The sequence below is a fragment of the Xanthomonas sp. WHRI 10204 genome (assembly GCF_040202875.1).
In the GTDB taxonomy this organism is placed as follows: domain Bacteria; phylum Pseudomonadota; class Gammaproteobacteria; order Xanthomonadales; family Xanthomonadaceae; genus Xanthomonas.
Genome location: NZ_JBEGDW010000005.1, coordinates 116,347 through 142,637, shown reverse-complemented (window position 1 = coordinate 142,637; position 26,291 = coordinate 116,347). Strand labels below are relative to the sequence as shown.

Below are 26,291 nucleotides of genomic sequence, written 5' to 3'. Positions count from 1 at the left end.
TCATGCAGAGCCTGTTCGAACTGGTAGTGCAGCGGCTGGCGATGACCAGCCTGCAATCGGCTGCGTTGGTGGCGGTGGTGTGGCTGCTGTGCAAGGCGTTGCCGCGATTGCCGGCGTCCACCCAATGCTGGCTGTGGTGGATGGTGGGGCTGCAGGCGGTGCTGGGCCTGTTTCTGGCACCGGTCGAGCTGGCGGTGTTGCCGGCCGCCGCACCGGTGGCGCAGGCAGTTGTGGACGCGGTTACGACCCTGCCCAATGCATCGCCGTCGCTGTGGGTCCGCTGGGTGGTGGCGGCCTGGTTGGCCGGTGTGCTGGTGATGCTGGCGCGCAGCGCAATGGCCTGGTGGACCAGCCGCCGTCAGGTGCAATCCACCGAGCCGTGTACCGATCGCGCACTGCTGGCGGCCCTGCAACTGGCCGCCGATGCGCACGGTTTGCGCCACGCACCGCCATTGCGCCTGAGCGCACACATCGATTCGCCGCAACTTATCGGCCTGTGGCGGCCGGTGCTGTTGCTGCCGTCGCGTCGCCTGGCCAGCATCAGCGACGATGAGCTGGACATGGCGCTGACCCACGAGCTGGTGCATCTGCGGCGGAATGACTTGTTGTGGGGGCTGCTGCCGGCATTGGCGCAGCATCTGTTCTTCTTCCATCCGCTGCTGCATCTGGCCGCGCGCGAATACGCCATCGCCCGCGAAGCCGCCTGCGATGCGGCGGTGGTCGCCGGTCACGTGCGCTGCCGTCACGACTATGGCCGCCTGCTGGTCAGCCTTGGGGTTTCTGCAGCGCCGGTGGCTGGGGTGTCCAGTGCGTCGCCCAGTTTTCTGAGCCTCAAGCGCCGTTTGATCATGTTGCAAAACACCAACGCCACACCGGGCTGGGGCGCGCGTGCGCTGGTCGCGGTGGCGGTCCTGGGCGTGGCGCCGTTGCGCCTGGTCGCTATGCCCGCGCCGCTGCCGTCGCCTGCGCTGCAGCCGGTCGTGGTCATCGCCAGCGCATCGCCGGCGATGTCGCACGGCATGCACAGTACCGATGGCGCTGCGCCACTGCAGCTGCAGGCAGCGCCTGCGGCACCGGCCGCACCTGCAGCACCGGCAAACGGCGTGCTGGCGGGTGTGCTGGATGCGCCGGGCGCGCAAGACAATTGGCAGATGGACACCACCGGCTGGGATGCCGACGCACAACAAAGCGTACGCGACGCCATCGATGAGGCCACACGCAGCGCGAAGGCTGCCGAAGTGGAGGCCCGGGCCGCCGCACAGCAAGCCATCGATGCGAGCGATCTGCATGCACAGATGCGCCAGGACGAGCTGCAGGCAGCGCAGGACGCACTGGCAGAAGCACGCGAGCAACTGGAGTCGCTCGGCCCTGAGCTGGAGCAGGCCAAGCAGGACGCGCAGCAGCAGGTGCGTGAAGCGGCGCAGCAGATCCGCGAGGTGGCGTTGCAACAACGCAACGCGCAATACGCCTATGTTGCCGCCGCCCGCCAGGCAGCCGAGTTGAGCCGCCATCAGGCCGAAGCGGACAAGGAAGCCGCACGCCAGGATCGCCTCAATGCCGCGCGTGCCCAACACTCCGCGGCCGGCACGGACCAAGACAACTAGAGACCTGCACCACAGCACAGCGCGCATTGCCATGGCAGTGCGCGGCAGTAGATCCAACGCGTAGCGCACCAGCCCAGCGTGAGGCATGGCCTGCAGTCGCCAGGTGGGCGGCGCCGTGCCTGGAATGCACGGTGCTGGTGATCGTTGATCGTTGATTGCTGATTGCTGATTGCTCTGCGCCGGCGGCGGCGGCCGGAATGTCACCACCGCATACCTTGTCGCCGTGCCTGACGGCGGTACCAGCGGTTGGTCTTTGCATCGGCAGTGCAGGCGTTCCATCACCGCTCCATCCGATTGACCGGTTCATCCAGCGCGACCACTGCAGTGATCGCGCACAGCACCAGACGCTGCACCCCACTCACGCGGGTCAGGCCACGCGCCCGCTCATCGACTCAGCACGTCTCGACGCAACCAGCGTCGGCAACGCCGTGGCCGTGTGTTCGCTATTGCCCCCATCCACCTGACCGTTACCGGCTGGTGGCACCCACATCCCCAAGGAGATCGCACATGCATCAGATTACGTTCCCACAGCAGCGTCTGCGCCGCGCCTTGCTGCTTGCTCTCGGCGCGCTCGCTGCGCCCATGCTGATGGCAGCACCGGCAGCACCGGCAGCACCGGCAGCAACAACAGCAACAACAGCATCAGCCAGAGCAACATTACCGGCAGTAGCAGCCAACGCAGCCGCAATGCCGCAAACGCCCGCAGCGCCTGCGCCGGCCCATCTCGCTGCGCCACGCGCTGCTTCGACATTTGCATCAAGTGCTGCGCCGGTCGCCCCTTCGGCGCCATCGGCCTCTGCCAATTCCGCTGCACCGCAAGCACCGGCCGCGCCTGCCCCGCCAGCTCTTCCATCCGCCCCTTCCGCTGCTCCCACTGCGCCGATCTCTCCCGCAGTGATGCCCACACCAACGCCTGTGCTTTCGACGCCACGCCCAAGGCACGTCGCATCCGGCGCGCGATCGACCAAAGCCGCTTGCGGCAGCAACGCGCAGGACATCCAGGACGATGGCGATGCCTATGTGCTGCTGCAGGGCGAGCGCCATCTCATGCACGGCACCACCGACGATCTGCAGACCGCACATCGGTATATCAACGCCAATGGCTGGGTGCTGTGGTTCCGGGCCAACGGCGTGCAATACGTCGTGCGCGATCCGGGCCTGCTGCATCGGCTGCGCACCGGCTATGCACGCAGCCTGCAACTGCGCGCGGCCCAGGACAGTGTGCAAGCGCGTCAGCAAGCGCTTGCCGCGCAACTCGCCGCCGCAGCTGCCGGCACACCTGCGTCTGTGGCAACAGCGACGCAACCGGTGCAGGGCGCTGCCGGCGACACACAGGCGCTGGCGGAGCAGCAGCGCCTGTTGACGCAGCAGCAGGCCGTGCTGGCCAGAAAGCAGGCCGGCGCCACGCGGCTCGCCACCCGCCAGGCGCTGAGCATTCTGCGCGAAGCACTTGCCAGCGGCCGGGCAACGCGGGTGACTGGCTAGCTAGCTGCAGCAACTGCGAACAGGCGTGCACGCAGGCTTGCCCTACAGCTGCGGTCTTCGACGACGTACAGCGTGCTGCTGCGGGTAGTGCATCACGCCTGTAACGCCACGCTTGTTTACGGGCGGCACCGGTAAGGGCAAGCAGTGTTTGTTGGGCCACCAGCAACGGCATGTGCAAGCAACGCCAATCCTGCATTCGCTTCGCCGCTGCAGCTCTGCAATAGGCAGCACCGCAATACGACGCGACGCGCAGCACCGCATCACACGAAAGATTTGCCCAACCTCATCCACATAAGGAGATTCCCATGCTGCACCTCACCCCCGCATCGGCGCGCGCTGGCCTGATGATCCTCTTGGCGCTTGCGCTCACCAGCGCGTTGACGCCATGTATGGCCGCACGATCAGCTGGTCAACCCAGCACTGCGCAGGTGCCCGGTACGCAAACACCGGTCATTGCATTGGCCCCCGTCGCTGCAATTACCGCGACCGCGATGCCCGCTGCGCCGCACGCACCGGCAGCGCCGGCGACATCCATGCGCACGCCGACCAGCGACGTCACCACGTATGGTCATCTCACCCTGTCGGATCACCCCGACCAGGACGCGTACGTGCTGATCCAAGACGGCGAGGCGCTCATGCACGGCTCCACCGAGGATCTGGCCCGCGCTCGGCGCCTGGCTGGCAGCACGGGCGCACTGCTGTGGTTTCGTAACGGTGGCAAGAGCTACGTGGTGCGCGATGCGGCCACCCTGCAGCGCATCCGCGTGCTGTACGCACCGGTCAGCCAGCTGGGCGAAGCCCAAGGTGCGCTGGGCGAGCGGCAGGGCCGGCTGGGCGAGCAGCAAGCGGCGTTGGGAATGCAGATGGCTGCCGTGGCGGCACGTGATGCGGCCGCTGCCGTGGCGCAGGCGCGTGCGTCGCTTGCACGCGACAGCGCTGCGGCGCGGCCGGCCACGTCCACGATGCAGCAGGCCAACGCCGCCAGGCAGCGCAGCACGCAGCAGCAGATCGAGGCATTGGCCACGCAACAGCAAGCGCTCGCCGCGCAGCAGGCCGATCTGGCCACGCAACAGGCGGCGGCAAGCGCGCGTGCAGACGGCCAGGCGCGGCACGCCATGCGTGAGGCCATCCGCAACGGCCTGGCAAGCCCTGTGACGCGTTGATCGCGTTGATCGCGATGGCCGCGGTTCGCCGATACTGCAGTGCATTGGCGAAAGGGCGAGCGGGCGATGACGTACCGGGTGGTGGTGTTGGGCGGCTATGGGCACTTCGGTGCGCGCATCGTGCGGGCGCTGGCCGCCTTGCCACACCTGCATGTCATTGCTTCCGGGCGCCATCCCGGCGCGATCGCCGCGACCTGGCCCGACGCCGCGCCTGGCCGTATTTCCGCATGCCGGCTGGATAGTGCCGCCGACGATTTCGCCATGTGCCTGGCCGCCACCGCCGCCGATGTGGTGGTGCACACCGCCGGACCATTCCAGGGCCAGGACTATGCAGTGGCGCGCAGCTGTCTGCAGGCCGGCATGCACTACATCGACCTGGCCGACGGCCGCGCGTTCGTGCGCGATTTTCCGGCCGCGTTGCACGACCTGGCACAGCACGCTGGCCGCGTGGCGATCAGCGGTGCCAGCACCTTGCCCGCACTGTCTAGTGCAGTGATCGACGCACTGCTGCCGCGCTTGTCGACCCTGCACGCCATTGGCATGGTGATCGCGCCCGCACAGGGCACGCCGCTGGGGCTGGCCACCGTGCGTGCGGCGCTGTCGTACTGCGGCACGCCGTTCACCTGGTGGACCGAGGGCCGTTGGCAGACCGTGGTGGGCTGGGCATCGCCGCAGCGGGTGCAATTTGCACAGCTGGCACCGCGACTGGCATCGCCCTGCGATGTGCCCGATCACGACCTGCTGCCGCAGCGCTATCCCGGCGTGCGCAGCGTGCAATTCCGCGCCGCGCTGGAGGTGCCGTTTCTGCAACGCTGCCTGGCCGCGCTGGCCTGGTTACGCCAGCACGGTGTGCCGGTGCCGATACCGCGTCTGGCGCCAGCGTTCGCACGCGCCGGGCGCTGGTTCGACCGCTTCGGCACCGACCTGGGCGGCATGCGCGTGGAGCTGGCCGGCGAGCGCGATGGACAGCCGCTCACCGTGCGTTGGGACCTCACCGCAGCGATGTTGCATGGCCCGGAAATCCCCTGTTTCGCCGCGATCCTGCTGGTGCGCAAACTTGCCGCGGGGCAGGTGCTGCCAAGCGGCGCCCACGCCTGCATGGGGCTGCTGACCCTGGCCGACTTCGAGCAGGAATTCGCCGCCTGGCAGATGCACACAGACGTGGTGGAGACGCGTCCGTAGGTGCGGGTGCGGTTGCACGCCACACAGTGAGTCGTAGCGACAGTACGCCGCTGTGCGGCGGCGGTGCAGATCTGCGCATCTCCATGTAAGTCACGATCGCGTCATCGGCACGTGCAATTGCGGATGCGCTCTGGACGCCGCTCTGCTTCCACCCGCGCTTGTTGTGGAAGCAGGCCGATCGCGGGAATGCGTGGCACGGTCGCGCTATCGCATCTTCAGATTCATGGCTACCAGTGCAAACGCGTAATACCGGACGTGCAAAAAATTGGCCGTTGTACTGCGCCCGGTAGAGCTGTTGACAAAAAACCGTTGCGCGCATCGCAAGCTGAGTGCGGCTGGTGCTCGGTGCACCACCTACCTCCCGTATACCCAGTTCTGAGCGCTTTCTCCAAATACACCGCACGGCTGCCCGCTACGTTTTATCAGCCGCTCTCAAGCAACACCCACGGAGGACTGGCGAGATCGCACACCTCACTCCAATCCCGAATCCCTACTCCCGAATCCCCGCCCTCACACCTCCCGCACCGTCCGAAACGCCTCCATATCGGCAAACGTGCAAAAGTGGAAGCGCGGAATCGTGATCGGGCCCGCTGCCGCAAGTCGCTTGAGCCAGTCGCCTACTGCAGTGCGATAGGCAGCCTGCTCTGCGCTATCGAGCGTCTCGCACAGGTAGGCCAGCGAGAGATGAAACTGGAAGTTGATGTAGTCCGGGCGCTGCAAGCGGGTCAGCGTCATCAGTGCCTGACGCGCGGCTTCCAGGCGCTGTGCGGTCTGCGCATCGGCAGGCTGCAGCGGGATGAGCAGATTGTCGTTGTTGCCGGTCTTTGCCGCAGCCGGATTCACCACAAAGCGGCACGCACCCAACGGCGCGGCAGTGCGTTGCGCCAGCCGCGCAAGGACATCGGCATTGATCTCGCTCAACGTCACATCGCGCGCCAGATCACTTGGCCAGGGCCCACGTACGCGGTCGATTTCGTTGACCCCGCCCAGCAGGGTCACGTGATAACTGCTGGGCGGCAGCAGCGCGAACTTGTTCGCGAAGCGGTGCCCGGGTAGTTCGCGGTAGATGTCCAGCACACGATCGAAGCTGTCGTAGCCATCTCCCTGTTGTTCGAGGTGGCCAACGAAGGTATTGCCGGCAAATGCCATCGGCCGACGGGAGCGCAGGAACTTGCGCCCCACATCCGGCGGTGGCGCGGCGCTCAGTGCGGGCAGGGCGGAGCCCAGCAACGAGGCACCAGCGGCGGCTGCCACCAGGCGACGTCGGCTGATCCGTGTATCCAACAATGAAACCATGCGGCCAATCCTTCAAATCCAGAGTCAACCCACAACGTGCGCGATCACTCCGGCCACATCGCAGTGCGTTGGTGTGCGTCGATGACAGCTCCTGCGGCGAGCTCACGAACCGACAACTGCGCACAGCGCAGCACGGCGGCAAATTCGCAGGCTGCACATGCGTGAGTGGTTAGGTCTGCAGAACGCTGGAAACCAGCGCTGCGGACGGAACGGCAACTGCACTGTAAGACCGCCGAAAAGAACGAATATGACAGCGCCCCACCTTTCGCATCGAAAAGGCAGCCTTCTTCGCAAATACGGCCAAGCGTTCGGGTCGCCGCTTTTGCGTGGCTTGACTGCCGAAACACTGCATCTTGCCCATCGCGCACACGCTGCGGAGAGACAGACCGCCGGCCATCGCACAACGATTCGTCGCACACCTGCGCATGCTGCTCGCTGCGCTCCGCAACAAAGCGAAAGCAGCCGCACCGCGATGAAAAGTGGCAGGGCAGTGCACTTCTGTCGCCGGATCGTGATCACCAGCGCACCGCATCACCGATATCCAGATCTGATGCGCTCAGATCCGCCAGCATCGCCGGCGCTCGCGGCAGACCGCTACACCGACTCCATCAACGGAATCACGTCTCTGTCCTGCGCCTCCACCGCCACCAGCCGCTGCATCAACAGCGACAACGTCACCACGTCCTGGTGGTTGTGCTCGGCCACGCGGCGCAGGTTGCGCGCGCTGCCGCCGCGCAGATAGCTCAGCCACGCGGCCGGGGCTTCGGAGCCGGGCAGGTCGTCTTCGCGCACCACGCGCAACAGCTGCCGTTCGATGGTGGACAGCTTGCAGTTCTCCCAGGTGCCGCGATACCGGCGGCGGGTAGGGAACAAAAGATCCACATGATCCAATGCAGAAATCGGGTCGCCACGCCGCGCCAGCTGGTACCGCGTCTTCAGCAACGGCGCGTCGTAGCAGCGGCCGTTGTAGCTGGAGAGCACCGTCTGTGGCGTGAGCCAGGTGCAGAACAACTCCAGCATGGCGCTCTCTGCGGCCATGGTGGACATCATCAGCTGGCGCACCCGTAAGCCGCTGCCTTGCGCGGCATCGGTGCACCACTGCGCAACCCCGATCATGAAGGCGCGCGTGCCGGTACCGCCGGCCAGGCCGGTGGTTTCGGTGTCGAAGAACAGCACGTGCTCCGGCTGCAACGCATCCTCGCGTTTGGCGAAGGCCAGCGAGAGCGGTTCGCATGGAATCGGCTGCGGCAGGAACGCTTCGATCAGATGCAATCCCGGTGCGATCTCGTCGCCGGGCAGGTGCCGATCGGTGGACGGCGTGCGCACCGGCGTGTGCGCCGACACCGCACGTTCGCGCAGGCCGATCATCTTGCGTAATCCGGCGATATCGGTGCGTCGCTGCGGTGCCGGGGTGGATGTGGGCACCGCAGGTGCTGCGCGTACAGCCGGCACGCGCGCTGCCGTCTCGGCGGCCGCGCCTGCCGGCTTGTGACGCACATCGTGGTCCACCCAGGCAAACGCCGAGCTATCGCGCGCAGGCGCTGCAACCGGCTGCTGCAACGCGCGGCGTGCCATTGCCGGTGTGGTGTGCGGGGGACGCGGTGCACTGACAGCACTTCCGCTGCCGGGCTGCGCGCTTGGTGCAACAGTCTCGCGCGGCAAAGCGCGCGACGCAGAAGCAGCGGGACCCGGCGCAGGCTGGCGTTGCGCACGTGTCGGCATCACCGCATCCTGCGTGCGCGGCGCAGGCGTCAGCCCACCGACCTGACGGCGTAGCAAGCGCAGGCGGTCTGCGCTGACGCCTGCATCGCTGCCAGCCACCGGCACTGCCGGGGCACGCGTCGGCGCCGCCGCTGCATGCATAACCGGTGCGGCTTCCATGCGCACATCACCCGCAACAGCCGTATCACCGGTTAGCGGTTCAACCGCGCTGGAATGCAGTTCCGCCCCTCCACCGATACCATCGCCCGCCGTAGCAACCGCAGGCAAGGCATCAGCAGGCACGGCATCCGCGCCATGCGCTGCATCGCCATGTGCAACCGCCACCGGCTCGCGCACATCCGTGTGCCCCGCCTGCCGACGCAGCAGCCGCAGCCGGTCTGCACTCACCCTCATGCAAGCACGTCCAGCGCCAGATCGTCGTCCACCTGGGTGGCATGGCGCAACGGCGCATTGGCATCGAACAACAGCGCCAGCACCGTCAGCGCTAACGACTTGGGCGTCTCGCCTTTGCCCTCTTCATGCGCGGCCAGCACCGGGCCCACGCAGGCCGGGCAGCCGGCCGTGCAATCGCAACCGCGCACCAGCTCGTCCGCGCGCTGCAGCAGCTCGGCCTGACGCAGCCAAAGCGGCTCGCTCAAGCCCACCCCGCCAGGGAAGTTGTCGTACAGATACACCGTGGGCACGAACGCCTGCTGCAGTTCTACCGCGCCTTGCTCGCCTTCTTCCACGCCGCGCAGTTGCCCACGCCCGGTCTGGTCGGCCACCGCAAACCACGCGCCGTCGCCATTGCCCACCGCCTTTTGCAGATCGCGCGCATCGGCCATCACTGCCACCGTGGCTACCACATGCAGCGCATACGCCGCACCCAGAAATCCATCCAGCGCATCCTGCTTGGACGCGAACGCCTTGCCCAAGGTGGCCTGCGGCAACTGCCACCACACCGCCGTGGTGTGCAGCTCCTGGTCGGGCAGATTGACCGGGCCGTAGCCGATGTTTTCATGCGTGTAATAGCGGATCTTTTTATAGCCGGACACGCGCCGCACCACATGCACTTCGCCATGATGCGAGTCGCCGCGCCCGGCCACGCCGCCGTCAAAACGGTCCAGCACCTTCAACTTGGTGTAGTCGATGCTGTCGGTGTAGTAGTCCACATGCGTGCGCGTCACGTACGCCTTGCGGCCGTCCCAATCCAGCCGTTCCACTTGATACGGGGTGCTCTGCACCATGTGGATGGCGCCTTCGTACAAGGTGAGCGCAGCGGCGGAATAATCCACCTCGGCGATGATCTGCTGCTTGCCGTCGGTCTTGTCCACCACCACAAAATTGCCATCGGCCACCGAGCGCAGGCTCACCGCATTGGCCGGGTAGCTGTCGGCGATCCATTCCCAGCGGTCGCCTTCCTGGTGAATCACTTCGCTCTCGGCCAGGGCTTCCAGAAACACCAGCGGGTCGATCGGCCCGAACGGCTCGCTGGCAATGAACGGCAATTCGAACGCCGCGCAGCGGATGTGATCGAACAGGATCAGCGGTTGATCCGGCGCGATACGCGCATGTTCGGGCGAGGCATCGGCAAAGAAATCCGGGTGGCGCACCACGTACTGGTCCAGCGGTTGCGAGCTGGCCACCAGTACGCCCAGCGCCGGTTGCTGGCGCCGCCCGGCGCGGCCAAAGCGCTGCCAGGTGGCCGCCACGCTGCCGGGGTAGCCATTGAGGATCACCACGTCCAGCGCGCCGATATCCACGCCCAGTTCCAGCGCAGAGGTGGACACGATGCCGTCGATGTTGCCCGCGCGCATTGCCCGCTCCACCTCGCGCCGCTCGGTGGGCAGATACCCGCCACGGTAGGCGCGGATACGCGCCGGTTTGCGCGGGTCGTGGTCGAAGATGTCTTTGAGGTATTTGGTCAGCACTTCCACCATCAAGCGCGTCTGCGCGAACACCAGCGTCTTCAACCCACTCTTGATCGCAATGCGCGCAATGCGGTTGCTCTGCGAGCGTGCCGACGCGCGCAGGCCGAGATCGGCATTGACCACCGGCGGGTTCCACAACAGCACGTGCTTGTCGCCGGTGGGCGCGCCGGATTCGGTGATCGCATGCACCTGTTCTTCGATCAGGGCCTGCGCGTGCGCATGCGGGTTGCCGATCGTGGCCGAGCACAAAATAAACTGCGGGTTGGCGCCGTAGAACGCGCAGATGCGCTTGAGCCGGCGCAGCACATTGGTGACATGGCTGCCGAACACACCGCGATAGGTGTGGATCTCATCGATCACCACATAGCGCAGGTTCTCGAAGAACTGCGCCCACTTGGTGTGATGCGGCAGGATCGCCTGATGCAGCATGTCCGGGTTGCTCACCACGATGTCGCCATGCAGGCGGATCGCTTGCCGCGCATCGCCGGGCGTATCGCCGTCGAAGGTAAAGGCTTTGACGCCCAGCTCGCCGGCGCGGTTCAACTCCAGCAGCTCGGCCACCTGGTCCTGCGCCAGCGCCTTGGTGGGGAACAGATACAGCGCCTTGGCACCGGCGGTCATTGCCGCGCTCACCACCGGCAGCGTGTAGCACAGCGATTTGCCCGACGCGGTGGGCGTCACGATCGCCACATGCTCGCCGCGCTGCGTCGCCGCCCAGGCGTCGGCCTGGTGGCTGTAGAGCTGGCTGATGCCGCGCGCGTGCAAGGCATCGGCCAGCGCGCTGGGCACATCGTCGGGGATCGGCGCGTAACGGCCTTCGCGCCCGGGCAGGGTGAAGCTGCCGGTGATGCGGTCGTGGTAACGCCGTTCAAGGCGCTCGGTGAGCAGCGCGCCATCGCGGCTGGGCCGGCCATCGGTGGTGGCCAGCGCGCGTTCGGCGGTTTCGGTGCGGGGAGCGAGGGCAAACGGAGGCATACGGCGGCTCCCAAAGAGGGGCATGAGACAGGGGAGGTGTCTCAGGGTATGAGACCAGCGCGCAACCGCCCAGCCTGCCTCACTGAGCGGATTCAGCAACGGGTGCCGTGAGGGCCAGTGCGCTGTCGCTCTAAGCCCGCAACAAGTTCACATAGGCTTGGTAGCTGAAGCTCTGCCCGCGCGCGCGACCGGTCGTTTCCACCAGCACACCGATGTCCTGCAAGGTCGTGACGGCTGCGCGCGCGGTGGGATAGGAAACCTCCAGGGCTTGCTGGGCGCGGTCGACGGTGAGCTTGGGCATGGTGGGCAGCAACTCGTAGAGGCGTAGCGCTTGCAAGGTACTGCTGCCGGTACTCAGCACGCGCTTGCGATCGGCGGCGATCAAGGCGGCGATCGCCACAATGTTGCGCTGGGCCTGCTCGGCCGAGGCCTCCACAGCCTCCAGAAAGAACGCGACCCATGCTTCCCAATCGCCATGCGTGCGGATGGCTGACAGGTGCCGGTAGTAGTCGTTTTGCTTTGCTTTGAGGTAGCCGGACACATACAGCAACGGCTCTGGCAGCAACTGCCAGTCTTCCAATAGGGCCGCGATCAACAACCGCCCGATCCGGCCGTTGCCGTCCAGAAAAGGATGGATGGTTTCGAACTGCGCGTGCACCAACGCAATCCGTACCAGCGGTGGCAGCGTGGGCTGTGTGTCATGGATGAAACGCTCCAAATCACCGAACACCTCGGCCAGGCGATCGGCCGGCGGTGGCACGAATGCGGCATTCCCAGGCCGGGTCCCGCCGATCCAATTCTGACTGGTGCGCATGCTGCCCGGCAGTTTGTGGGCGCCACGCACGCCGGCCAATAGGATCCTGTGGGCCTCGGTCAGCAAGCGCAGCGAGATTGGCAGTCCCGTTGGCGCATGCAACTGCTCGCGGACGAACTTGAACGCCTGCAGATAGTTGGTGACCTCTTCCACATCGTCTGCATTGGTCACCGCCAGCCCCGCCTCATCGTCGAAGACATCGGTCAGGGTGGCCTGCGTGCCTTCAAGTTGCGAAGTCAACAGCGCTTCTTGCCGAACAGCGCTGTAGATCAGCCACTCGCTCGACGCCACCAGGCCCGCCATCCCCGTCAGCCGTGCCAGTGCGACCTCTGCAAGGCGATTGCGCTCCAGATACGCAGCCGAATCCAGCACAGGGGCAGCTGGTGGGAGCGGAGCCGGAACGAATGCCCGTACGGTCTCGTCATGCGTCTTGATGACGGCATATGTGCCGGTGACACGTGTCATGCAAGGATCCTTTACTACCAGTGCGGGCTATTAAAGGATGCCTTAATAAGCGGGCGCGTTGTGGAAAGGTTCTTTAGATAGCCCAGCAGTCAACGCGACAGGGCTACGGGGAGATTCCACGTCCTGATCAAGTCCATCGTCGTGGTCGTCCGGGCAGAGAAGCGTGTGTCCGTCATACCAGCGCGCAACCGCCCAGCCTGCCTCACTGAGCGGATTCAGCAAGCGGGTATCCTGTTGCCCCCACCGCGTCACGCCGACGCTGCACGCTGCTGGGCGCCCTCCCCCTCGAAGACCCGCCGTGCCCGTGCCCCCCCGCGCCATTGCTCCGCACTACAAAACCCCTGCTGCCCGCCGTGCCGATGTGATCGTGCATGCCGCCGGTCTGTTCCTGTCCATCGTCGGCGGCATCTGGATGGTGTGGCGCGCCCACGCCAACCAGACCATGTTGCTGGCCACCTGCGTGTATGCGCTGGGCCTGCTGACTATGTTCGCCTGCTCGGCGGCGTACAACTTCGCCCCGCCGCTGCGCCAACCGATGCTGCGCAAGTTCGACCATGCCGGCATCTTCGTGATGATTGCCGGCTCGTACACACCGTTCTTTCTGGTCGCGCTCGATGGCAGCTGGCGCTGGGCCATGATCCTGACGGTCTGGAGCGTGGCCTTGTTCGGCGTGTTCGCCAAGCTCTGCCTGCCCGGCATCGCCAAGGGCTTCTGGGTGGCGATCTACCTGCTGCTGGGCTGGGCCGGGATCGTGGTGGTCGACCAGATGATCGCCGGCCTGGACAGCGCCGTGCTCTGGCTCATCGTTGCCGGCGGCGCGTTCTACACCGTGGGCGTGACGTTCTACGTGCGCAAATCCCTGGTCTACAACCGCGCCATCTGGCACGCCCACGTGCTGGGCGGGGCGTTGTCGCATTGGTATGCGATCTGGCTGTGCCTGCGGCCGTTGGGTGGGGTGTAGCGTGCTGTCGTTGTCGTTGTCGTTGTCGTTGTCGTCGACCAGTCGCGTCTGCCTGCCTGCTCGATAGCATCGACATGTCATGGATCTGTCGATCGCCTTACGACGTCGGCTTCCAATCAGAGCGCGCAGGGACCAGTGCAAGGGTTCGCTGCAGGAAGCCATCAGGCCAACCAGGGCCACGGGCCAGAGGATGCGCAACGAACCAATCAACAACAGCGACGTCCTTGTAAGCGTTGAGGAAACACACCAGGTCTGGATTGGCGCATTGGAGCGCACCCGGGCGCGATCCAGCGTCAGGCCTGCATGGCCAAACGCCAGTCCGCGCAAGCGCCAGCTCACCGCAGCGCTGCAGCAAGGGTGCCGGCGTGGTGCGAACACCACCGCCACGCCGGCACCCAACCAGCAACACTGCCGCGCGCGGTTGCATCTGCGCACTCAGCGCAACAGAGCATAGCCGGCAGGCGCTCCCAACCCCTGCCGCATCCCATCACCTCACCACGCGCGGTGCCAACAGATCGCCCAATCCCACACGGTGCAGCATCTCTGCACGCAGGCGATCGAGTACGCCAAAGCCCACATCGGCGCCATCACCGGCCGGGTCGATATGCACGCGGAAGGGGCGCTTGCCGAATGACGTATCCACCACCCGCACGATGGCCTGAGCCACCTCGGCCACCTCTGCATCCTCCGGCACGATCCGCGCAAACGCCTGCTGCACCTGTTCGCCAAACCCTGCATACGGGCCTGCCTCGTACGCAGCTGCGCGTGCGGCATCCTCCGGGGCACCGGCACGGGCAAAGTGATTGGTGCCCTTGGTGAAGGCACCGGGCACGATGATCGAGGTCTCGATACCCCAGCGCGCCAGCTCGCGCGCGTACTGCACCGCCAGCGCATCCATCGCCGCCTTCGCCGCGAAGTAGGGCGCCAGATACGGCGGCGTGCCGCCTGCCGAGCTGCTGCTGGACACCCACACCAGCAGGCCTTGCTGCTGTGCTCGCAACTGTGGCAACGCCGCGCGGTTCACCCGCTGCGTCCCCAGCACATTGATGTCGTAGACCTGCGCCAGCTGCTCGGCAGTGAACGCTTCGGCCGGGCCGAACACCATGTGCCCGGCATTGTGCACCACCACGTCCAACCCGCCTGCGTTGGCCACGATGGAAGCCACCGCCGCGTCTGCCGACGCCTGCGATTGCACGTCCAGCTCGACGGCATGCAAGGCCAGCTGCCGCGTGCCTGCCAAGTTGGCGATCTCCTGCGCAACACCGGCATTGCGGCCGGCGGTATCGCGCATGGAGGCGTAGACGGTGTGGCCGGCGGCCGCCAGCGCTTCGGCAGTCAGTCGTCCGAATCCACTGGACGCGCCAGTGACCAGAATGCGTTTGCTCATGTCAGTGCTCCTTGATGGGAAAGCCAGCAGCGTGCGCAATGCGGCGTGCCACAGCGGGTCAGACCATGCCGCCGTTGGCGCGCAGCACCTGCCCGTTGATCCAGCCGCCATCGGGGCCAGCCAAAAACGCCACCGCCGCAGCGATATCTTCCGGACTGCCAAGGCGTTCCAGCGGGTTGGCCTTGGACAAGCGTTCGATCAGCTCCGGCGGTTTGCCGTCCAGGAACAGCGCCGTGGCTGTGGGCCCCGGCGCCACCGCGTTGACGGTGATCGCGCGGCCGCGCAATTCCTTGGACAAGATCGCCGTCAGCGTTTCTACCGCCGCCTTGGTGGCTGCATACACGCCGTAGGTTTCCAGCTTCAGCCCCACCACGCTGGTGGATAGGTTGATGATGCGGCTGCCATCGCGCAGCCGCCGTGCGGCCTGGCGTAGCGTGTTGAAAGTGCCTTTCAAATTGATCGCGATGTGCTTGTCGAACAACGCGTCATCGCTGTCTGACAGCGTGGCCAGCTGCATGATGCCGGCGTTGTTGACCAGCACATCCACACCGCCAAAAGCGGACTCGGCCGAATCGAATAAGCCCGCCACCGCGGCCGCGTCGCTGACATCGGCCTGCGCGGTGATGGCATGGCCGCCGGCCGCCTCGATGCTGTGCGCCAGTTGTTCGGCATCGGCGGCGTGGCCGGCATAGTTGATTACCACCGTGAAACCATCGCCGGCCAGGCGCTGGGCAATGGCGGCGCCAATACCGCGTGAGGCACCGGTAACCAATGCGATCTTGTGTTGCTGCGTCATGGGAAGTTCTCCGTCAAAGCCGCGGGCTGCGGCGTTGCGAAACTATCCAACGCAATGACACGGCGATAATCACACTAGAATGCACAGCACTGTTTCCAGCGCCCGAACAGTGGGCAGAGGGTGCAATGGATCGGTTCGCTGCCATGCGCTTGTTTGTGCGCATCGTGGAGCGGCGCAGCTTCACCGCGGCCGCCAACGACATGGACATTCCGCGCTCCACCGCCACCAAGGTCATCGCCGAGATGGAAGCGCGTCTGGGCGTGCGCTTGTTACAACGCACCACGCGGGTGGTGCGGCCAACGCTCGATGGCGAGCTCTTCCATCAACGCTGCGTGCGCATCCTCGACGACGTCGACGATGCCGAAGGCGGCTTCCGCGGTGTGGCACCCAAAGGGCTGCTGCGGGTGGAGGTGCAGGGCACGCTGGCGCGTCACTTTTTACTGCCCGGGATGCCGGCGTTCTTTGCGCAATACCCACAGATCGAGCTGGCGATGAGCGAGAGCGACCGCTGGGTGGATTTGGTGGAGGAAGGCATCGACTGCGTGCTGCGCTATGGCCCGTTGCGCGACAGCGAACTGGTCGCGCGTCGCGTTGCCGTGCTCGAACGCCTGACCTGTGCCACGCCGGAGTACCTGCAGCGTTTCGGCACGCCCACGCAGCTCGATGTGCTGCACGCGCACCGCATGGTAGGCCTGCGCTCCATCACCACCGGCGTGATCACCCCGCTGGAGTTTCAGACCGCGCAAGGACTGCGCACGTTCGCGCCGCCCAGCCTGTTCACCGTCACCGGCACAGAGAGTTATCTGGCCGGCATCCGCCTGGGCCTGGGGATTGCACAGGTGCCGCGCTTCCATGTGGCCCACGACCTGCAACAGGGCACGCTGGTGGAAATCCTGCGCGATACACCGCCACCGTCCAACCCGGTGTCGCTACTGTATTCGCGCGCCCGGCAACTGTCGCCACGGGTGCGTGTGTTTCTGGACTGGGCCGCTGGCGAGTTTGCCAAACATGCAGGCGTGGCCCAGCCGATCGGGTAGGCACGCTTGCGGTGCCCGGTATTGCGGATACAGCGCGGCGGCGATCGCATGATCGATCGAATCCTCGGCATCGCGTGCGTTCCGCGCGTGCTGCCGCAACGTGCACATCAGCACATCACTAACAGCCACCCGCAACGCTTGTGCATGGCGCACCGAAACGCTGCAGGCATCGCTGGTGCGCTGCATCGTCATCGCATCGGTGCTGCGCCTGCGGTCATGCCTCACCGCACCGGCACCCGCATACCCATGCCATATGCCGGCAATCGCGCCTCCACCGGTGCGCGCCGCTGCACCCACATATCGCCCATCATCCGGTCCAGCCCGCGGTCCAGGCCGGTGACCATGCCTGCGCCGGGAGTGAAGGTGAGTTCGCCGAAATACACCTGCCCCTGCTGGATATACCAATCCACACGCACGTAATCGAAGTCGCTCGCCAGCACCTTGCTCAATTCCAGCGCCTGCTCCAGCAGCGCCGGTGCGCATGGCGGTGAGCGGCCGTCGTCGCGGATGCGGTGGAACGGCGTGTGCAGGTTGTCGACAAAGAACGTCATCGACAGCTTGGGCGTGTCGAAGCGGCCGTAGATCACCTGCAGCACGTACTGAAACCGGCCGTCCGGCTGTCGGAACATATGGAACTTGTAATCCACCGGCACCTGCTGCGCGTCGCCGATGTACTGCTCCACCAGAATGCGCGGCGGGATGTTGTGGTAATGGATCTCGCGCTCCATGTCGGAGAAGTCGGTGCGCAGCCAGTCCTTGCAACGCGCCACGATGCGCTGCCGCTGCGCCGCGTCCGGCTCATCGCGCACCACTTCCACCATGCTCGCGCCGTGATTGGCCTTGATCACCGTCTGCTCCCAGCGCGGCAGGCGCAGCAGATCGTCGGGATTGGCGCTGTCCAGCAGCATCGGAATCAGATGCGCCTGGCCGATCCGCGCCGCCACATACGGCCGCACCGCCACCTTGTCGGCCAGCCGCTGATACAGCGGGTAATCGCCGTGCACGCATTTGCGGTACAGCACTTTTTCGTTGAAGTAGGTGGGGTGGTACAGATTGGGCAGCCGCCCGAACGTGTTCAAGAAATACAGCCGGTCCTGATGCCGCCAGGGCAGCGTCCGCACCAGGCGGCGCGCGCTTTTACGCAACAGGCGCTTGAGGGTGAGGCTGTCTGGCCGGGGCGCGGGTGCGGGCGGTAAGCGCGTCGGCGGGGCATTGCCAAATGGCGTTGCCACGCTGGGGAAAAACCCGGCCCACGCATGCCCTGCAGCACCTCGCGTCCCCATAGGCTGCGTCTGCAAACCCAGTCCATTATCGATCATGACGACTCTCCTTTCCGGCTATAAATGTGCGTTCCGTCACACAAGTGTGTGATGTCGAGCACGGTATAATGGGAAAGTGAGACGAGGATGGCAAAACGTCTCAATCGGCCTGATTACGCAAAGGCGCAGGCGCTTTACGCCTAAAAACACCCCGCCAACCGGGCAACCGGGCGCGACCGTTGTGCAGTGCAAAAACGATTCGGGCGGGCCGTGCCGTGCCTGCGGTCGGCGCTGTCAGCGGGCGTTGGCTGGTCGGGCACTTGCTGCCGCCGCCAGGCCGAGGGCATCTGCCACGGCCATACCAACGCGTAGGGATGCGGCGCTTGCCGCGACCTGTGCGGCGGCAGCGCAGGCGAGACAGACAACCGATCCACGCGTCATCGAGGCCAGTCACTGCCCGCAGCGGCCGCGCGTCTCCCCGGCGTACGCTAGGCCCTCAGCTGCCGGCCACTCGGAGTCTTTCGACCATGACGATCACCATCACCGCGTTCGAGCGCTCGCCCGACGGCGGCAAGGGGCTGGTGCGCGACACCCGTGTGCGTTGGGCGTTGGAAGAAGTGGGCCAACCCTACGCAGTGCGCCTGCTGCCGTTCCGTGCGATCAAGGAACCGGCGCACCTGGCCATCCACCCGTTCGGCCAGATCCCCACCTTCGAGCAGGATGGCTTGGCCTTGTTCGAAACAGGCGCCATCGTGCTGCACATCGCCCAGCACCATGCTGGCTTGCTGTCGCACGACGACAACGCCCGTGCCCGTGCCATCGCCTGGATGTTTGCCGCCCTCAATACCGTCGAGCCGCCGATGCTGGAACTGGGCAACGCCCTGCTGCTGGAAGCCGACAAACCCTGGATGGCAGAGCGCTTGCCGCTGCTGCAAAAACGCATCAACCGCCGCCTGCAGCATCTGAGCGCCCATCTGGGCGACCGCACCTGGCTGGAAGGCGACTTCAACGCCGGCGACCTGCTGATGATCTCCGTGCTCATCCGCATCAAACTCACCGGCCTGCTGGACGCCTTCCCCAACCTGCAGGCCTACGTCGCGCGTGGCGAAAGCCGGCCGGCGTATCAACGCGCGTTTGCTGCGCAATGGGCGATCAATGGCGACGGTGGCGCACCGGCCTGATCGCAAGCAGCGTGGTTGCATCGGTCTTGACCACGCAATCGCTGCACGCCAAGGTGCGCATTCGTCAGCAACGCGCAATGGCGGCGATGACGGATAACTGCCGTCGTCACCGCATCCACAAGGTAGAGTGAGATGAGACCGACCGGCATCCTGTTCGCGGCAATCGTTGCAGTGGCCTTGGCCGGCTGCGCACGCGCACAGCAACACACCCAAGCCGATGCCGCATCAACCGCCAGTGCGCCCGGCCGCAACGCAGCCACGGCCAACCGCACTGCCGCTTCAAACAACCCAACACCAGCAGCGGTTGCCCATCCAGCTGCAACCGGCGCCGACACAGCGCAGTACCTGTGCGAGCGTGGCGCACACGCGTGCTCAATCAGCAGCCCGTTGGTGGCCAACTCGCAGGCAGAAGCGCAGTGGCTGCTGGCCCACGGCTACCCCTCGCACGCCGAACGCGCGCGACTGGACCGCATGGACCTGGCCCACCTAAAGGCCGAATCGCAAGCAGGCAACAAAGCCGCAACGGTGCTCTATGGCACCAAGACCGCAGTGAGCGGCCGCTTCTACCCAGGCCTGGCGATCTTGAGCAAGACCGCAGCCACCGGAAACCTGTACGCCTACTACGGCCTGGCCGAGGTCTACGCCAGCGACACCGAGCACAAAAACCTGGTGGATAGCGCGGCATATCTGCGCCTGGCCTACCTGTTGGGCGATGGCAAGGCGTCGTCGGCCATCGCCGCGAAGGGGCTGAGCAGCATCGAAAACGTCGTCGCCGACGAGCGCGCCGCAGGGCTGTACCAGACTTACGCCAAGAACCGGCAACCGTCTCCGCGGCCGTTTGAATAAACCGCTGCGGTGGCAGACACATCGGCTATTGACCACTTGGCTGCAGGATCGCAGCACGCCGCTCTGCAACCTTCGCTACACGCTCTCAGCAAACACCCGCTCACCCACCGCCCGCGCGGTGGCAAAGTGCGATTGCGGGAATGCAGGGTCCGGCACTGTCAGCAACTCCGTGGTGCGCACCGGCGCACCGCAAAAATCGAAAATGCCGTGATTGATCTGCGTCTTCATCGCGCCGAAGTAGCCATGGCGCGCATAGGTGCGCTCGTCCGCGCCGCCGATCGCCACCACATGCACGCAAAGACGCCCCAGCTTCTTGACGATCTTGCCGTTAGCGTCTTCATCAAACGCCCAGCCCAGCGTAAACACGCGGTCGATCCAGCCCTTGAGCAGCGCCGGAAACGACCACCAGTAAATCGGGAACACCAGCACCAACGCATCTGCGCGATCCAGCCGCGCCTGCTCGGCCGCCACATCGGGCGGCGCTCCGGCCTGCCCCGAAAACAGCGCTACATCGGCCGGCGTAAAACGCGGGTCGAAGCCTTCCTGCGCCAGGTCCGCCACTTCGAATGTATGCGCCCCGCCTGAGGCAAGCAGCGCTTCGCCAATCTGCGCGGCCACCGCGTGTGTGTGCGAGCGCTGCTCGGGATGGGCTACAACGATAAGGGCATGCATCAGCTGGCTGGCTCCAAAAGAGAGAGAGGTTGTAGAAGGTGATCGCCGCTGCCGGTGATCACGCACGCGACAGCGCATCCATCGCGCTGCGGTAGCGCTCGTCATGGCGAAACGTAGTACCGACTGCTGTGGCAGCAGGGCACACGGCACGTGTTAACGGCGCAATACGCCGGCATGCCTAGTCAATGAATCTGCAACGCCGCAATCTTGCCGCCCACCAACTGAAACACGTGCTCCAGCTGTAACGGGCTCTGCGGAAAATCGCCGGACACCTGTGCAGTGACGCGCACTTGCTCGCCCTGGGTGTGCACGCCAAGCGGCACCGCGCAATACGGCGTGGTTGCCTGCGTCTGTGCCAGCCACGCCGAAATGGCGGCAGCGCCACGGTGCTCGCGGCGCTCATCGTGCACCACCGCTTCAATGGCAAGGTGCGGCACCAGCTCGGTGGCATCGCCGGCGTTGCTGGCGGCAAAGAAGCAGGCAATGGCGTGGGGCAGGGTAAGCGACATGGCAGCGATGTCCGGTGTAAAGGGGTATGCCATGATCGGCAGCGGCATCACCTGCCGCAAGAACGCACGCAAAGGTAAGTCACGCACCCATGGGAAAGCCGCACACCCCAGACACCGCCGCATGCGATGTCGAAGCCCTGCTCAAACTGATCGAAGGCCGCTGGAAACTGCTACTGCTGTTCCACCTGTTCGACGGCAAGGTGCAGCGCTACTCGGACTTGGAACGGCTGATTCCCGCCATCTCGCAGAAGATGCTCGCCCAACAGCTGCGCCAGCTAGAACGCGACGGCCTGGTGCTCCGCACCGTCTACGCGCAGGTACCGCCGCAGGTGGATTACCGCCTCACGCCATGGGGCCAGGCGCTTTGCCCCGCACTGGATGCAATGCTCACTTGGGGCGACGCGCGGCAGCCGTTGCCCGAACCGTCGCAGCAGTGATGGCTTGGCACCGTGTCGTTGCACGCCGACCCTGAAACATCAGGCACACAGCAGCGCGTACATCGCCAGATAACTGACCCAGATAACACACCGGCGGTCTTGCAGTATCTGCCGTCTCGCGCGCTGCAGCCAGACTTGTGCCGCCAACATAATCGGCCTAGTTTCGCCTCGCCACCACTGGGGTGGCGAGGAGGTCACACGCATGGCGACCAATGAGAAAACCGGCCCCAAAGCGGCCAAGGCCGCAAGCAAGGTCTTGCGTAGCGGCAGCACCGGCAAGGATTCAAAAACAGCGGCCGCGTCCGCTTTGAGTCAAACGCCGGACAAGAAAGGAAAAAAGAAATAAGCGAGCGCTGCAGTAAAGTGGTGGAGGCGTTCGCACAAAGGCGGGCGCCTCTACTCATGCAATTTAGTGCGTGCAATCGCAGCGGATGACACCGCTGATACAAAATGCCGGGTGCCCCGCTGACAAAACCACTACACAACGGTAGTGTGCAGGTTGGAACGGGGGTTTCATGCATGGGAAGCAGATGGAGAAGTACTAGGCTTACGCCTCTGCGGTCATCACAATGGTCGCTTGAGCCCGCTGAGGGCGTTGGCGTTTTTGTAGCCATCCGTAACGGTTTGCCATGGGTTTTTTGGCAGCAGATCAACCCACTGGCACAAGACCTCAATCAAGGCATCGGTGCAGCACTTGCGCTCATCGCATGGATAGTACTTGGCTTGTACTGGCTAGTCGCGCTCCCTTCGTCCGCCTGTGGCTATCAACGTAGCAAGCTGGTTGACATCCGCACCAAAGTAGCGAGCCCAGCAACCAACGGCTCGCGTCTGCTCATTGCTGCGATGGAAACATTGGAACCGGCAGCGAGTGGGCGTCAGCGTCGTGTGCGATATACATGGATACCTAGCGCGTTATAACGCCGATCCGGTGCAGACCATTTTCGTTGAGGGAGGCATGCAGAATTAGGATTCGTTTTTCATAAATACACAACCGGGCTTTCAGGATTTATGCCGGGCCCTTTAATTATTTCTCGAGAAAGTTATATGGTCGGTTCTTATGCAGTGCAGCTACATTTTGATGGTGATATTGCAAGTGATCACATGGTGTCTATGCGCACATTGGGGAAAACACTTTCCCATTTGCAAAACGCCGTAGACAGGGCTTGTCTTGAGATTAACTACGGAGCTCTTTGGAAGCACTCAAAGATGCCTCAAAAGCTATGGCCAGATGCAGAATTACTCGTTGGCCCCTCATATAATGGAGGGTACATAATCGACTTTGTAAAAAAAAGCGATCGAGTAAAGGCGGCTATTGAAAGAGTAAATTTGGCCTTGAAAACAGCTGTTGAAAAAATGACCAGCGAAGGCATCAATAGAACGCAGGCTCTTGCTGAAGAGGTCGCACAACGCAGAGCGCAAATCACGTCTGGTTTAGTAAAGCCGTCAACTCATTCCGAGCTCCTGCGGACAGGAGATCCAAAAATCATTAGGACCTACGGAGACCGAGCTATTGTTCGGGAAATAGACCAAATTCTTGCAATAATTAGATCAAAAGCTTCGGGCGAAAGTAGCTTTGAAATGACACTAGCAACGAAAGAACCTATTAGGTATACATTTGGTAGAGATGAGGCGGTTGCTTTCCACCAAGTTGTTTCTCGTAGAGAAATTGGCCAGCCAGTTATATATCAAGCAAGAATTAGATCTCTCGATAGAATTTCAAAGACAGCAAAAATTACAAATCTAGAAGCTGATCGGCAGTCCAACTTGTATTTCGGCAGCGAAGGCGCACTTCTTAGTTTAATTAGACCATTCGAGAAAAATGAAGTCATTGAATTCTATGGGGCTCCATGGATCGAGTATGGCGCGTTCGATCCGGGTGCGGGAGATATTCTTTTCATTGCCTTGGTGCGTGATTTGGGAGAGATGTAATGAGTGGCATATCAGAAAAAATATATGAGAGATATGCAGATGAATTAGGTAAGCTGCCATCTATTGGAACGCTAACCGCGTTCTTGATTGTTGCAGCCGTCGCTTACTTGATAGAGCGTAATGGTCTTAGCTGGCCACCCACGGCTGATTTGGTTTTTAGCGAGAACCTATCAACGCTTTTTGATACGGAAAAAGGAATTATTTCATCAACCTCCGTTGGTGCCATAATGATATCTATAGGAATTACCGCTTCCATGAAAGGCGCCTACGAACTAGGGGTGAAAAAGATATTCTCTTTGATATACAAGACTGGCGTGATAACTCAATTTGTCAGATCGGCATCAGAAATTGCAAATAAAACAGGGGTCTCTCAAAATCCAAATGACAGTTGCACTACTCTAGTTTCTGAGGAACTTTCAAGTCAACGCAAAATCTTCCAACGATTGCACGGTGCGGCTTTTGTCGCGTTTATTGTCGCTGCACTTTGTGTTTTCAATATATTACATCCCGCTAACTTGATCATCTTTATTTGCTCTTCTTTTCTCCTTCTTTCCATACAGTATCTTGCAATAAAGCTGTATTTAACCAAGTTATTTCCAGCACTTTGCGTGGTCTGGTCTACGCAGGGCCGTACTCCAGCATTTGGCCAGAGCTAAAGAGCAGCAATTCATACCCCGTTTCCAATTAATTATCAAAAGTTTGGATTTTTAAATACATAAAGCGAAAAAATAAATTTAGATAACGCACATAGGACTAGGTTCTGGTACGTCATCTCGTCAAACATTCACTACTCGTAGGAATGCTAATGCTGGATCTCAGTTACCCAAGAATTCTTCAGCTTTTTGGCAAGCATATGATTTCGGGTCGAGTTGAATCACGAGCTTTCCTAGGGTGGTTTCTTGAAAACTATTTTAGATTGGATGAGACGTCCGCTCAGGACGCAATTTGTGACGGAGTAGATGATAAAGGAATAGACGGAATATATGTAGATGATAATATGGAGCGGATTGTTGTTTTTCAAGCAAAGCTCAGACAAAATAATGCAAAAACTTTAGGGGACAACGATCTAAAACTCTTTGCTGGAACCCTCGATCAACTTAAAACGGCGGAGTCTGTCGCCAAACTATCTGAATCCACCGGGAATAATGAGCTGAAGCACCTGATTAAAAATGCCGGTCTAGGTGCTTTGGTAGAAAAGGGTTACGAAGTTCGAGGCGTATTTGTAACCAACGCAGTGATAAATGACGATGCCGACGATTATCTAAAACATCGCATAGACATTGGAGTTGTAGATGAAAATTCGTTAAAGGAAAACTGGGTTCCTCCCGGTGAAGCAGCTCCGGTAGGGACAGAAGTTAAGTTCAACCTTGACGGCGCTCAACCTATTGAGTACTCGACCGGCGAGGCTAAAGTTTTTGTAACTGTACTTCGTGCTGACGAGTTAGTTCAGATGGCTGGCTTACAGAACGGTGAGCTGTTTTCTTGGAACGTTCGCCAGACGCTTGGAAAGACGAAAGTAAACAAAGCTATATCTGAAAGCGCTAGAAATCAGGCAGAGCATAAGAATTTCGTCTTTTACCATAACGGTCTTACAATACTTGCAGAAGACGCTAGCTTCGATAGAGATGTTTTTAGGATGTCGGGGTATACAGTAGTTAATGGCTGTCAAAGCTTAACGACTCTTTATGAAAACAGGGAAAGTATTTCGACGGAGTTAAAGCTTATCACCAGAATTGTTCGGTTATCGCCTGCAAGTGAGCTGGCGGCTAAAATCACTAGGCATAGCAATAACCAAAATTCCATTAGTGCTCGTGACCTGCAATCTAATAGCAATATTCAGCGTCGGCTGCAGGCGGAGTTTCAGCATCAATTAGGAAACCTCTTTGGATACGAAATTAAGCGTGGGGAAGCTATTAGTGCTAAAAACGTAATCACAAACGAGTTGGCGGCACGAATATTACTGGCTTTTGATCTACAGCAGCCTTGGTCCTGTCATCAGTCGTATAGGCTTTTTGACGATTTGCATTCCGAAATATTCGGCAGGCCAGAAGTGAATGCTTGGAGAATTGCATCTATTTCTGTGATCTTTGACGCGGTAAACAAAGCTATGAGTGGAATTGATAATAAGTTGGTGGCGAGCTACACGCTGACGACTTATTTCCTGATGTACCTATTACGTCAGGCGCTTGAAGTTGATGCTGAAGGAAAGCAATTTTGTCGAAATCCTGAAGCTATAGCTAAAGAAATTGGGTTCGATAATTTATTTCTTCTTGCCCAGAAAATAACTGCTGATCTCGTGATTGATCTAAACGCTGAAATAAAAGATCGTAGTAACTCGGATCACCCCTTCGACTACAAGCGAGAGTTGAAAAGTCTCACGGCGGTTCGGGCACTGGCAAGAGAAATAATTCCGAGTTATGAAAAGGCTATAAAACGTGATCGTGCTACGTCTTTCAAAGCGGAGTTGGCTGCCGCTAGGAATGAGTCTATGTAGTTCGGACGGAGGGATCAGAGGCGTTTTCGCGGAATGTGTTTGGCTTTTTGAGATGTTGCCACTTGAAAAGCGGGACTAGACTAAGTGATAAGTGACGATGTGGTTTCAGGGGGGGGGCACAAATCACTAAGTTTCAAGCGCCACCCTGCCGCGATTCCTTAACAGCA

Annotated in this window: 23 protein-coding genes; 13 read left to right on the top strand and 10 right to left on the bottom strand. The window is 62.2% G+C overall.

Annotation, left to right across the window (positions count from 1 at the left end):
• The first annotated feature begins 2 nt into the window (after positions 1-2).
• Positions 3-1,604, top strand: a complete 1,602-nt coding sequence (locus ABQZ00_RS22950; RefSeq protein WP_323539152.1) for a M56 family metallopeptidase — start codon at positions 3-5, stop codon at positions 1,602-1,604.
• Positions 1,605-2,121: 517 nt separating this feature from the next.
• Here the strand turns inward: ABQZ00_RS22950 and ABQZ00_RS22945 are convergent.
• Complete coding sequence (locus ABQZ00_RS22945) at positions 2,122-2,541, bottom strand: hypothetical protein (protein WP_349775725.1); 420 nt, start codon at positions 2,539-2,541, stop codon at positions 2,122-2,124.
• Here ABQZ00_RS22945 and ABQZ00_RS22940 point away from each other — a divergent pair.
• The 3 genes from ABQZ00_RS22940 (at position 2,520) to ABQZ00_RS22930 (ending at position 5,434) form a co-directional block, all read left to right on the top strand.
• A complete protein-coding gene (locus tag ABQZ00_RS22940) occupies positions 2,520-3,089 on the top strand; it encodes a hypothetical protein (RefSeq protein ID WP_503064314.1) in 570 nt (189 codons plus the stop codon). The genes ABQZ00_RS22945 and ABQZ00_RS22940 overlap by 22 nt on opposite strands.
• A gap of 305 nt (positions 3,090-3,394) precedes the next feature.
• Entirely contained in the window at positions 3,395-4,252 is an 858-nt protein-coding gene (locus ABQZ00_RS22935) for a hypothetical protein (RefSeq protein ID WP_323539154.1), read from the top strand.
• A gap of 66 nt (positions 4,253-4,318) precedes the next feature.
• Positions 4,319-5,434, top strand: a complete 1,116-nt coding sequence (locus ABQZ00_RS22930) for a saccharopine dehydrogenase family protein (protein WP_323539250.1) — start codon at positions 4,319-4,321, stop codon at positions 5,432-5,434.
• 510 nt (positions 5,435-5,944) lie between these two features.
• Here the strand turns inward: ABQZ00_RS22930 and ABQZ00_RS22925 are convergent.
• From ABQZ00_RS22925 to ABQZ00_RS22910, 4 genes are all read right to left on the bottom strand, one after another.
• Positions 5,945-6,730, bottom strand: coding sequence for a DUF1868 domain-containing protein (locus ABQZ00_RS22925; RefSeq protein ID WP_323539155.1), 786 nt, complete (start codon positions 6,728-6,730; stop codon positions 5,945-5,947).
• 594 nt (positions 6,731-7,324) lie between these two features.
• The gene (locus ABQZ00_RS22920; protein ID WP_323539156.1) at positions 7,325-8,845 is read right to left on the bottom strand and encodes a ribonuclease H-like domain-containing protein; all 1,521 of its coding nucleotides are present in this window, start codon (positions 8,843-8,845) and stop codon (positions 7,325-7,327) included.
• Positions 8,842-11,337: a DEAD/DEAH box helicase gene (locus tag ABQZ00_RS22915; RefSeq protein WP_323539157.1), complete on the bottom strand. Its 2,496-nt coding sequence runs from the start codon at positions 11,335-11,337 to the stop codon at positions 8,842-8,844. Before ABQZ00_RS22915 ends, ABQZ00_RS22920 begins: the two co-directional genes overlap by 4 nt.
• A 130-nt stretch (positions 11,338-11,467) precedes the next feature.
• Complete coding sequence (locus ABQZ00_RS22910) at positions 11,468-12,616, bottom strand: Fic family protein (RefSeq protein ID WP_115552426.1); 1,149 nt, start codon at positions 12,614-12,616, stop codon at positions 11,468-11,470.
• 298 nt (positions 12,617-12,914) lie between these two features.
• On the opposite strand from ABQZ00_RS22910, the gene trhA reads away from it, so the two are divergent.
• Positions 12,915-13,577, top strand: a complete 663-nt coding sequence (gene trhA / locus ABQZ00_RS22905) for a PAQR family membrane homeostasis protein TrhA (protein ID WP_055852741.1) — start codon at positions 12,915-12,917, stop codon at positions 13,575-13,577.
• 487 nt (positions 13,578-14,064) lie between these two features.
• On the opposite strand, the gene ABQZ00_RS22900 is transcribed toward trhA, so the two are convergent.
• The gene (locus tag ABQZ00_RS22900) at positions 14,065-14,964 is read right to left on the bottom strand and encodes an SDR family NAD(P)-dependent oxidoreductase (RefSeq protein WP_323539158.1); all 900 of its coding nucleotides are present in this window, start codon (positions 14,962-14,964) and stop codon (positions 14,065-14,067) included.
• Between the two features lie 58 nt (positions 14,965-15,022).
• Positions 15,023-15,760, bottom strand: coding sequence for an SDR family oxidoreductase (locus ABQZ00_RS22895; protein ID WP_323539159.1), 738 nt, complete (start codon positions 15,758-15,760; stop codon positions 15,023-15,025).
• Positions 15,761-15,885: 125 nt separating this feature from the next.
• Here ABQZ00_RS22895 and ABQZ00_RS22890 point away from each other — a divergent pair, with 125 nt between their 5' ends.
• Positions 15,886-16,797 carry a LysR family transcriptional regulator gene (locus tag ABQZ00_RS22890; RefSeq protein WP_323539160.1) on the top strand — a complete coding sequence of 304 codons (912 nt, stop codon included), beginning with the start codon at positions 15,886-15,888 and terminating at the stop codon, positions 16,795-16,797.
• A gap of 221 nt (positions 16,798-17,018) precedes the next feature.
• Here the strand turns inward: ABQZ00_RS22890 and ABQZ00_RS22885 are convergent, their stop codons facing one another.
• Positions 17,019-18,101: an ATP-grasp fold amidoligase family protein gene (locus tag ABQZ00_RS22885; protein WP_503064318.1), complete on the bottom strand. Its 1,083-nt coding sequence runs from the start codon at positions 18,099-18,101 to the stop codon at positions 17,019-17,021.
• Positions 18,102-18,583: 482 nt separating this feature from the next.
• Between ABQZ00_RS22885 and ABQZ00_RS22880 the strand changes: the two genes are divergently transcribed.
• Positions 18,584-19,237 (top strand): glutathione S-transferase family protein, encoded by a 654-nt coding sequence (locus ABQZ00_RS22880; protein WP_323539162.1) that lies wholly within the window; start codon positions 18,584-18,586, stop codon positions 19,235-19,237.
• 132 nt (positions 19,238-19,369) lie between these two features.
• Entirely contained in the window at positions 19,370-20,083 is a 714-nt protein-coding gene (locus ABQZ00_RS22875; RefSeq protein WP_323539163.1) for a hypothetical protein, read from the top strand.
• Between the two features lie 75 nt (positions 20,084-20,158).
• On the opposite strand, the gene ABQZ00_RS22870 is transcribed toward ABQZ00_RS22875, so the two are convergent.
• Together ABQZ00_RS22870 and ABQZ00_RS22865 are read right to left on the bottom strand one after the other, a co-directional pair.
• Positions 20,159-20,755 (bottom strand): NAD(P)H-dependent oxidoreductase, encoded by a 597-nt coding sequence (locus tag ABQZ00_RS22870; RefSeq protein WP_323539164.1) that lies wholly within the window; start codon positions 20,753-20,755, stop codon positions 20,159-20,161.
• Positions 20,756-20,937: 182 nt separating this feature from the next.
• A complete protein-coding gene (locus ABQZ00_RS22865) occupies positions 20,938-21,264 on the bottom strand; it encodes a nuclear transport factor 2 family protein (RefSeq protein WP_323539165.1) in 327 nt (108 codons plus the stop codon).
• 89 nt (positions 21,265-21,353) lie between these two features.
• On the opposite strand from ABQZ00_RS22865, the gene ABQZ00_RS22860 reads away from it, so the two are divergent.
• The 5 genes from ABQZ00_RS22860 to ABQZ00_RS22840 all read left to right on the top strand — a co-directional run bounded on the left by ABQZ00_RS22860 (position 21,354) and on the right by ABQZ00_RS22840 (position 26,124).
• Positions 21,354-21,701 carry a winged helix-turn-helix transcriptional regulator gene (locus ABQZ00_RS22860; protein ID WP_323539166.1) on the top strand — a complete coding sequence of 116 codons (348 nt, stop codon included), beginning with the start codon at positions 21,354-21,356 and terminating at the stop codon, positions 21,699-21,701.
• Between the two features lie 202 nt (positions 21,702-21,903).
• Positions 21,904-22,047 (top strand): hypothetical protein, encoded by a 144-nt coding sequence (locus ABQZ00_RS22855; protein ID WP_164497824.1) that lies wholly within the window; start codon positions 21,904-21,906, stop codon positions 22,045-22,047.
• Between the two features lie 698 nt (positions 22,048-22,745).
• A complete protein-coding gene (locus ABQZ00_RS22850) occupies positions 22,746-23,630 on the top strand; it encodes a hypothetical protein (RefSeq protein ID WP_323539167.1) in 885 nt (294 codons plus the stop codon).
• Positions 23,630-24,286: a hypothetical protein gene (locus ABQZ00_RS22845; RefSeq protein WP_323539168.1), complete on the top strand. Its 657-nt coding sequence runs from the start codon at positions 23,630-23,632 to the stop codon at positions 24,284-24,286. Before ABQZ00_RS22850 ends, ABQZ00_RS22845 begins: the two co-directional genes overlap by 1 nt.
• 149 nt (positions 24,287-24,435) lie before the next feature.
• On the top strand, positions 24,436-26,124 hold the full coding sequence (locus tag ABQZ00_RS22840) for an AIPR family protein (protein WP_323539169.1): 1,689 nt from the start codon (positions 24,436-24,438) through the stop codon (positions 26,122-26,124).
• The last annotated feature ends 167 nt before the right edge of the window (positions 26,125-26,291 follow it).

Coding starts and splice junctions, on each gene's coding strand:
- ABQZ00_RS22950 (WP_323539152.1), top strand. CDS start 3: ATGCAGAGCCTGTTCGAACTGGTAGTGCAGCGGCTGGCGATGACCAGC.
- ABQZ00_RS22915 (WP_323539157.1), bottom strand. CDS start 11,337: ATGCCTCCGTTTGCCCTCGCTCCCCGCACCGAAACCGCCGAACGCGCG.
- ABQZ00_RS22870 (WP_323539164.1), bottom strand. CDS start 20,755: ATGCATGCCCTTATCGTTGTAGCCCATCCCGAGCAGCGCTCGCACACA.
- ABQZ00_RS22845 (WP_323539168.1), top strand. CDS start 23,630: ATGAGTGGCATATCAGAAAAAATATATGAGAGATATGCAGATGAATTA.
- ABQZ00_RS22850 (WP_323539167.1), top strand. CDS start 22,746: ATGGTCGGTTCTTATGCAGTGCAGCTACATTTTGATGGTGATATTGCA.
- ABQZ00_RS22930 (WP_323539250.1), top strand. CDS start 4,319: ATGACGTACCGGGTGGTGGTGTTGGGCGGCTATGGGCACTTCGGTGCG.
- ABQZ00_RS22925 (WP_323539155.1), bottom strand. CDS start 6,730: ATGGTTTCATTGTTGGATACACGGATCAGCCGACGTCGCCTGGTGGCA.
- ABQZ00_RS22880 (WP_323539162.1), top strand. CDS start 18,584: ATGACGATCACCATCACCGCGTTCGAGCGCTCGCCCGACGGCGGCAAG.
- ABQZ00_RS22840 (WP_323539169.1), top strand. CDS start 24,436: ATGCTGGATCTCAGTTACCCAAGAATTCTTCAGCTTTTTGGCAAGCAT.
- ABQZ00_RS22865 (WP_323539165.1), bottom strand. CDS start 21,264: ATGTCGCTTACCCTGCCCCACGCCATTGCCTGCTTCTTTGCCGCCAGC.
- ABQZ00_RS22855 (WP_164497824.1), top strand. CDS start 21,904: ATGGCGACCAATGAGAAAACCGGCCCCAAAGCGGCCAAGGCCGCAAGC.
- ABQZ00_RS22920 (WP_323539156.1), bottom strand. CDS start 8,845: ATGAGGGTGAGTGCAGACCGGCTGCGGCTGCTGCGTCGGCAGGCGGGG.
- ABQZ00_RS22910 (WP_115552426.1), bottom strand. CDS start 12,616: ATGACACGTGTCACCGGCACATATGCCGTCATCAAGACGCATGACGAG.
- ABQZ00_RS22860 (WP_323539166.1), top strand. CDS start 21,354: ATGGGAAAGCCGCACACCCCAGACACCGCCGCATGCGATGTCGAAGCC.
- ABQZ00_RS22900 (WP_323539158.1), bottom strand. CDS start 14,964: ATGAGCAAACGCATTCTGGTCACTGGCGCGTCCAGTGGATTCGGACGA.
- ABQZ00_RS22890 (WP_323539160.1), top strand. CDS start 15,886: ATGGATCGGTTCGCTGCCATGCGCTTGTTTGTGCGCATCGTGGAGCGG.
- ABQZ00_RS22935 (WP_323539154.1), top strand. CDS start 3,395: ATGCTGCACCTCACCCCCGCATCGGCGCGCGCTGGCCTGATGATCCTC.
- ABQZ00_RS22875 (WP_323539163.1), top strand. CDS start 19,370: ATGAGACCGACCGGCATCCTGTTCGCGGCAATCGTTGCAGTGGCCTTG.
- ABQZ00_RS22895 (WP_323539159.1), bottom strand. CDS start 15,760: ATGACGCAGCAACACAAGATCGCATTGGTTACCGGTGCCTCACGCGGT.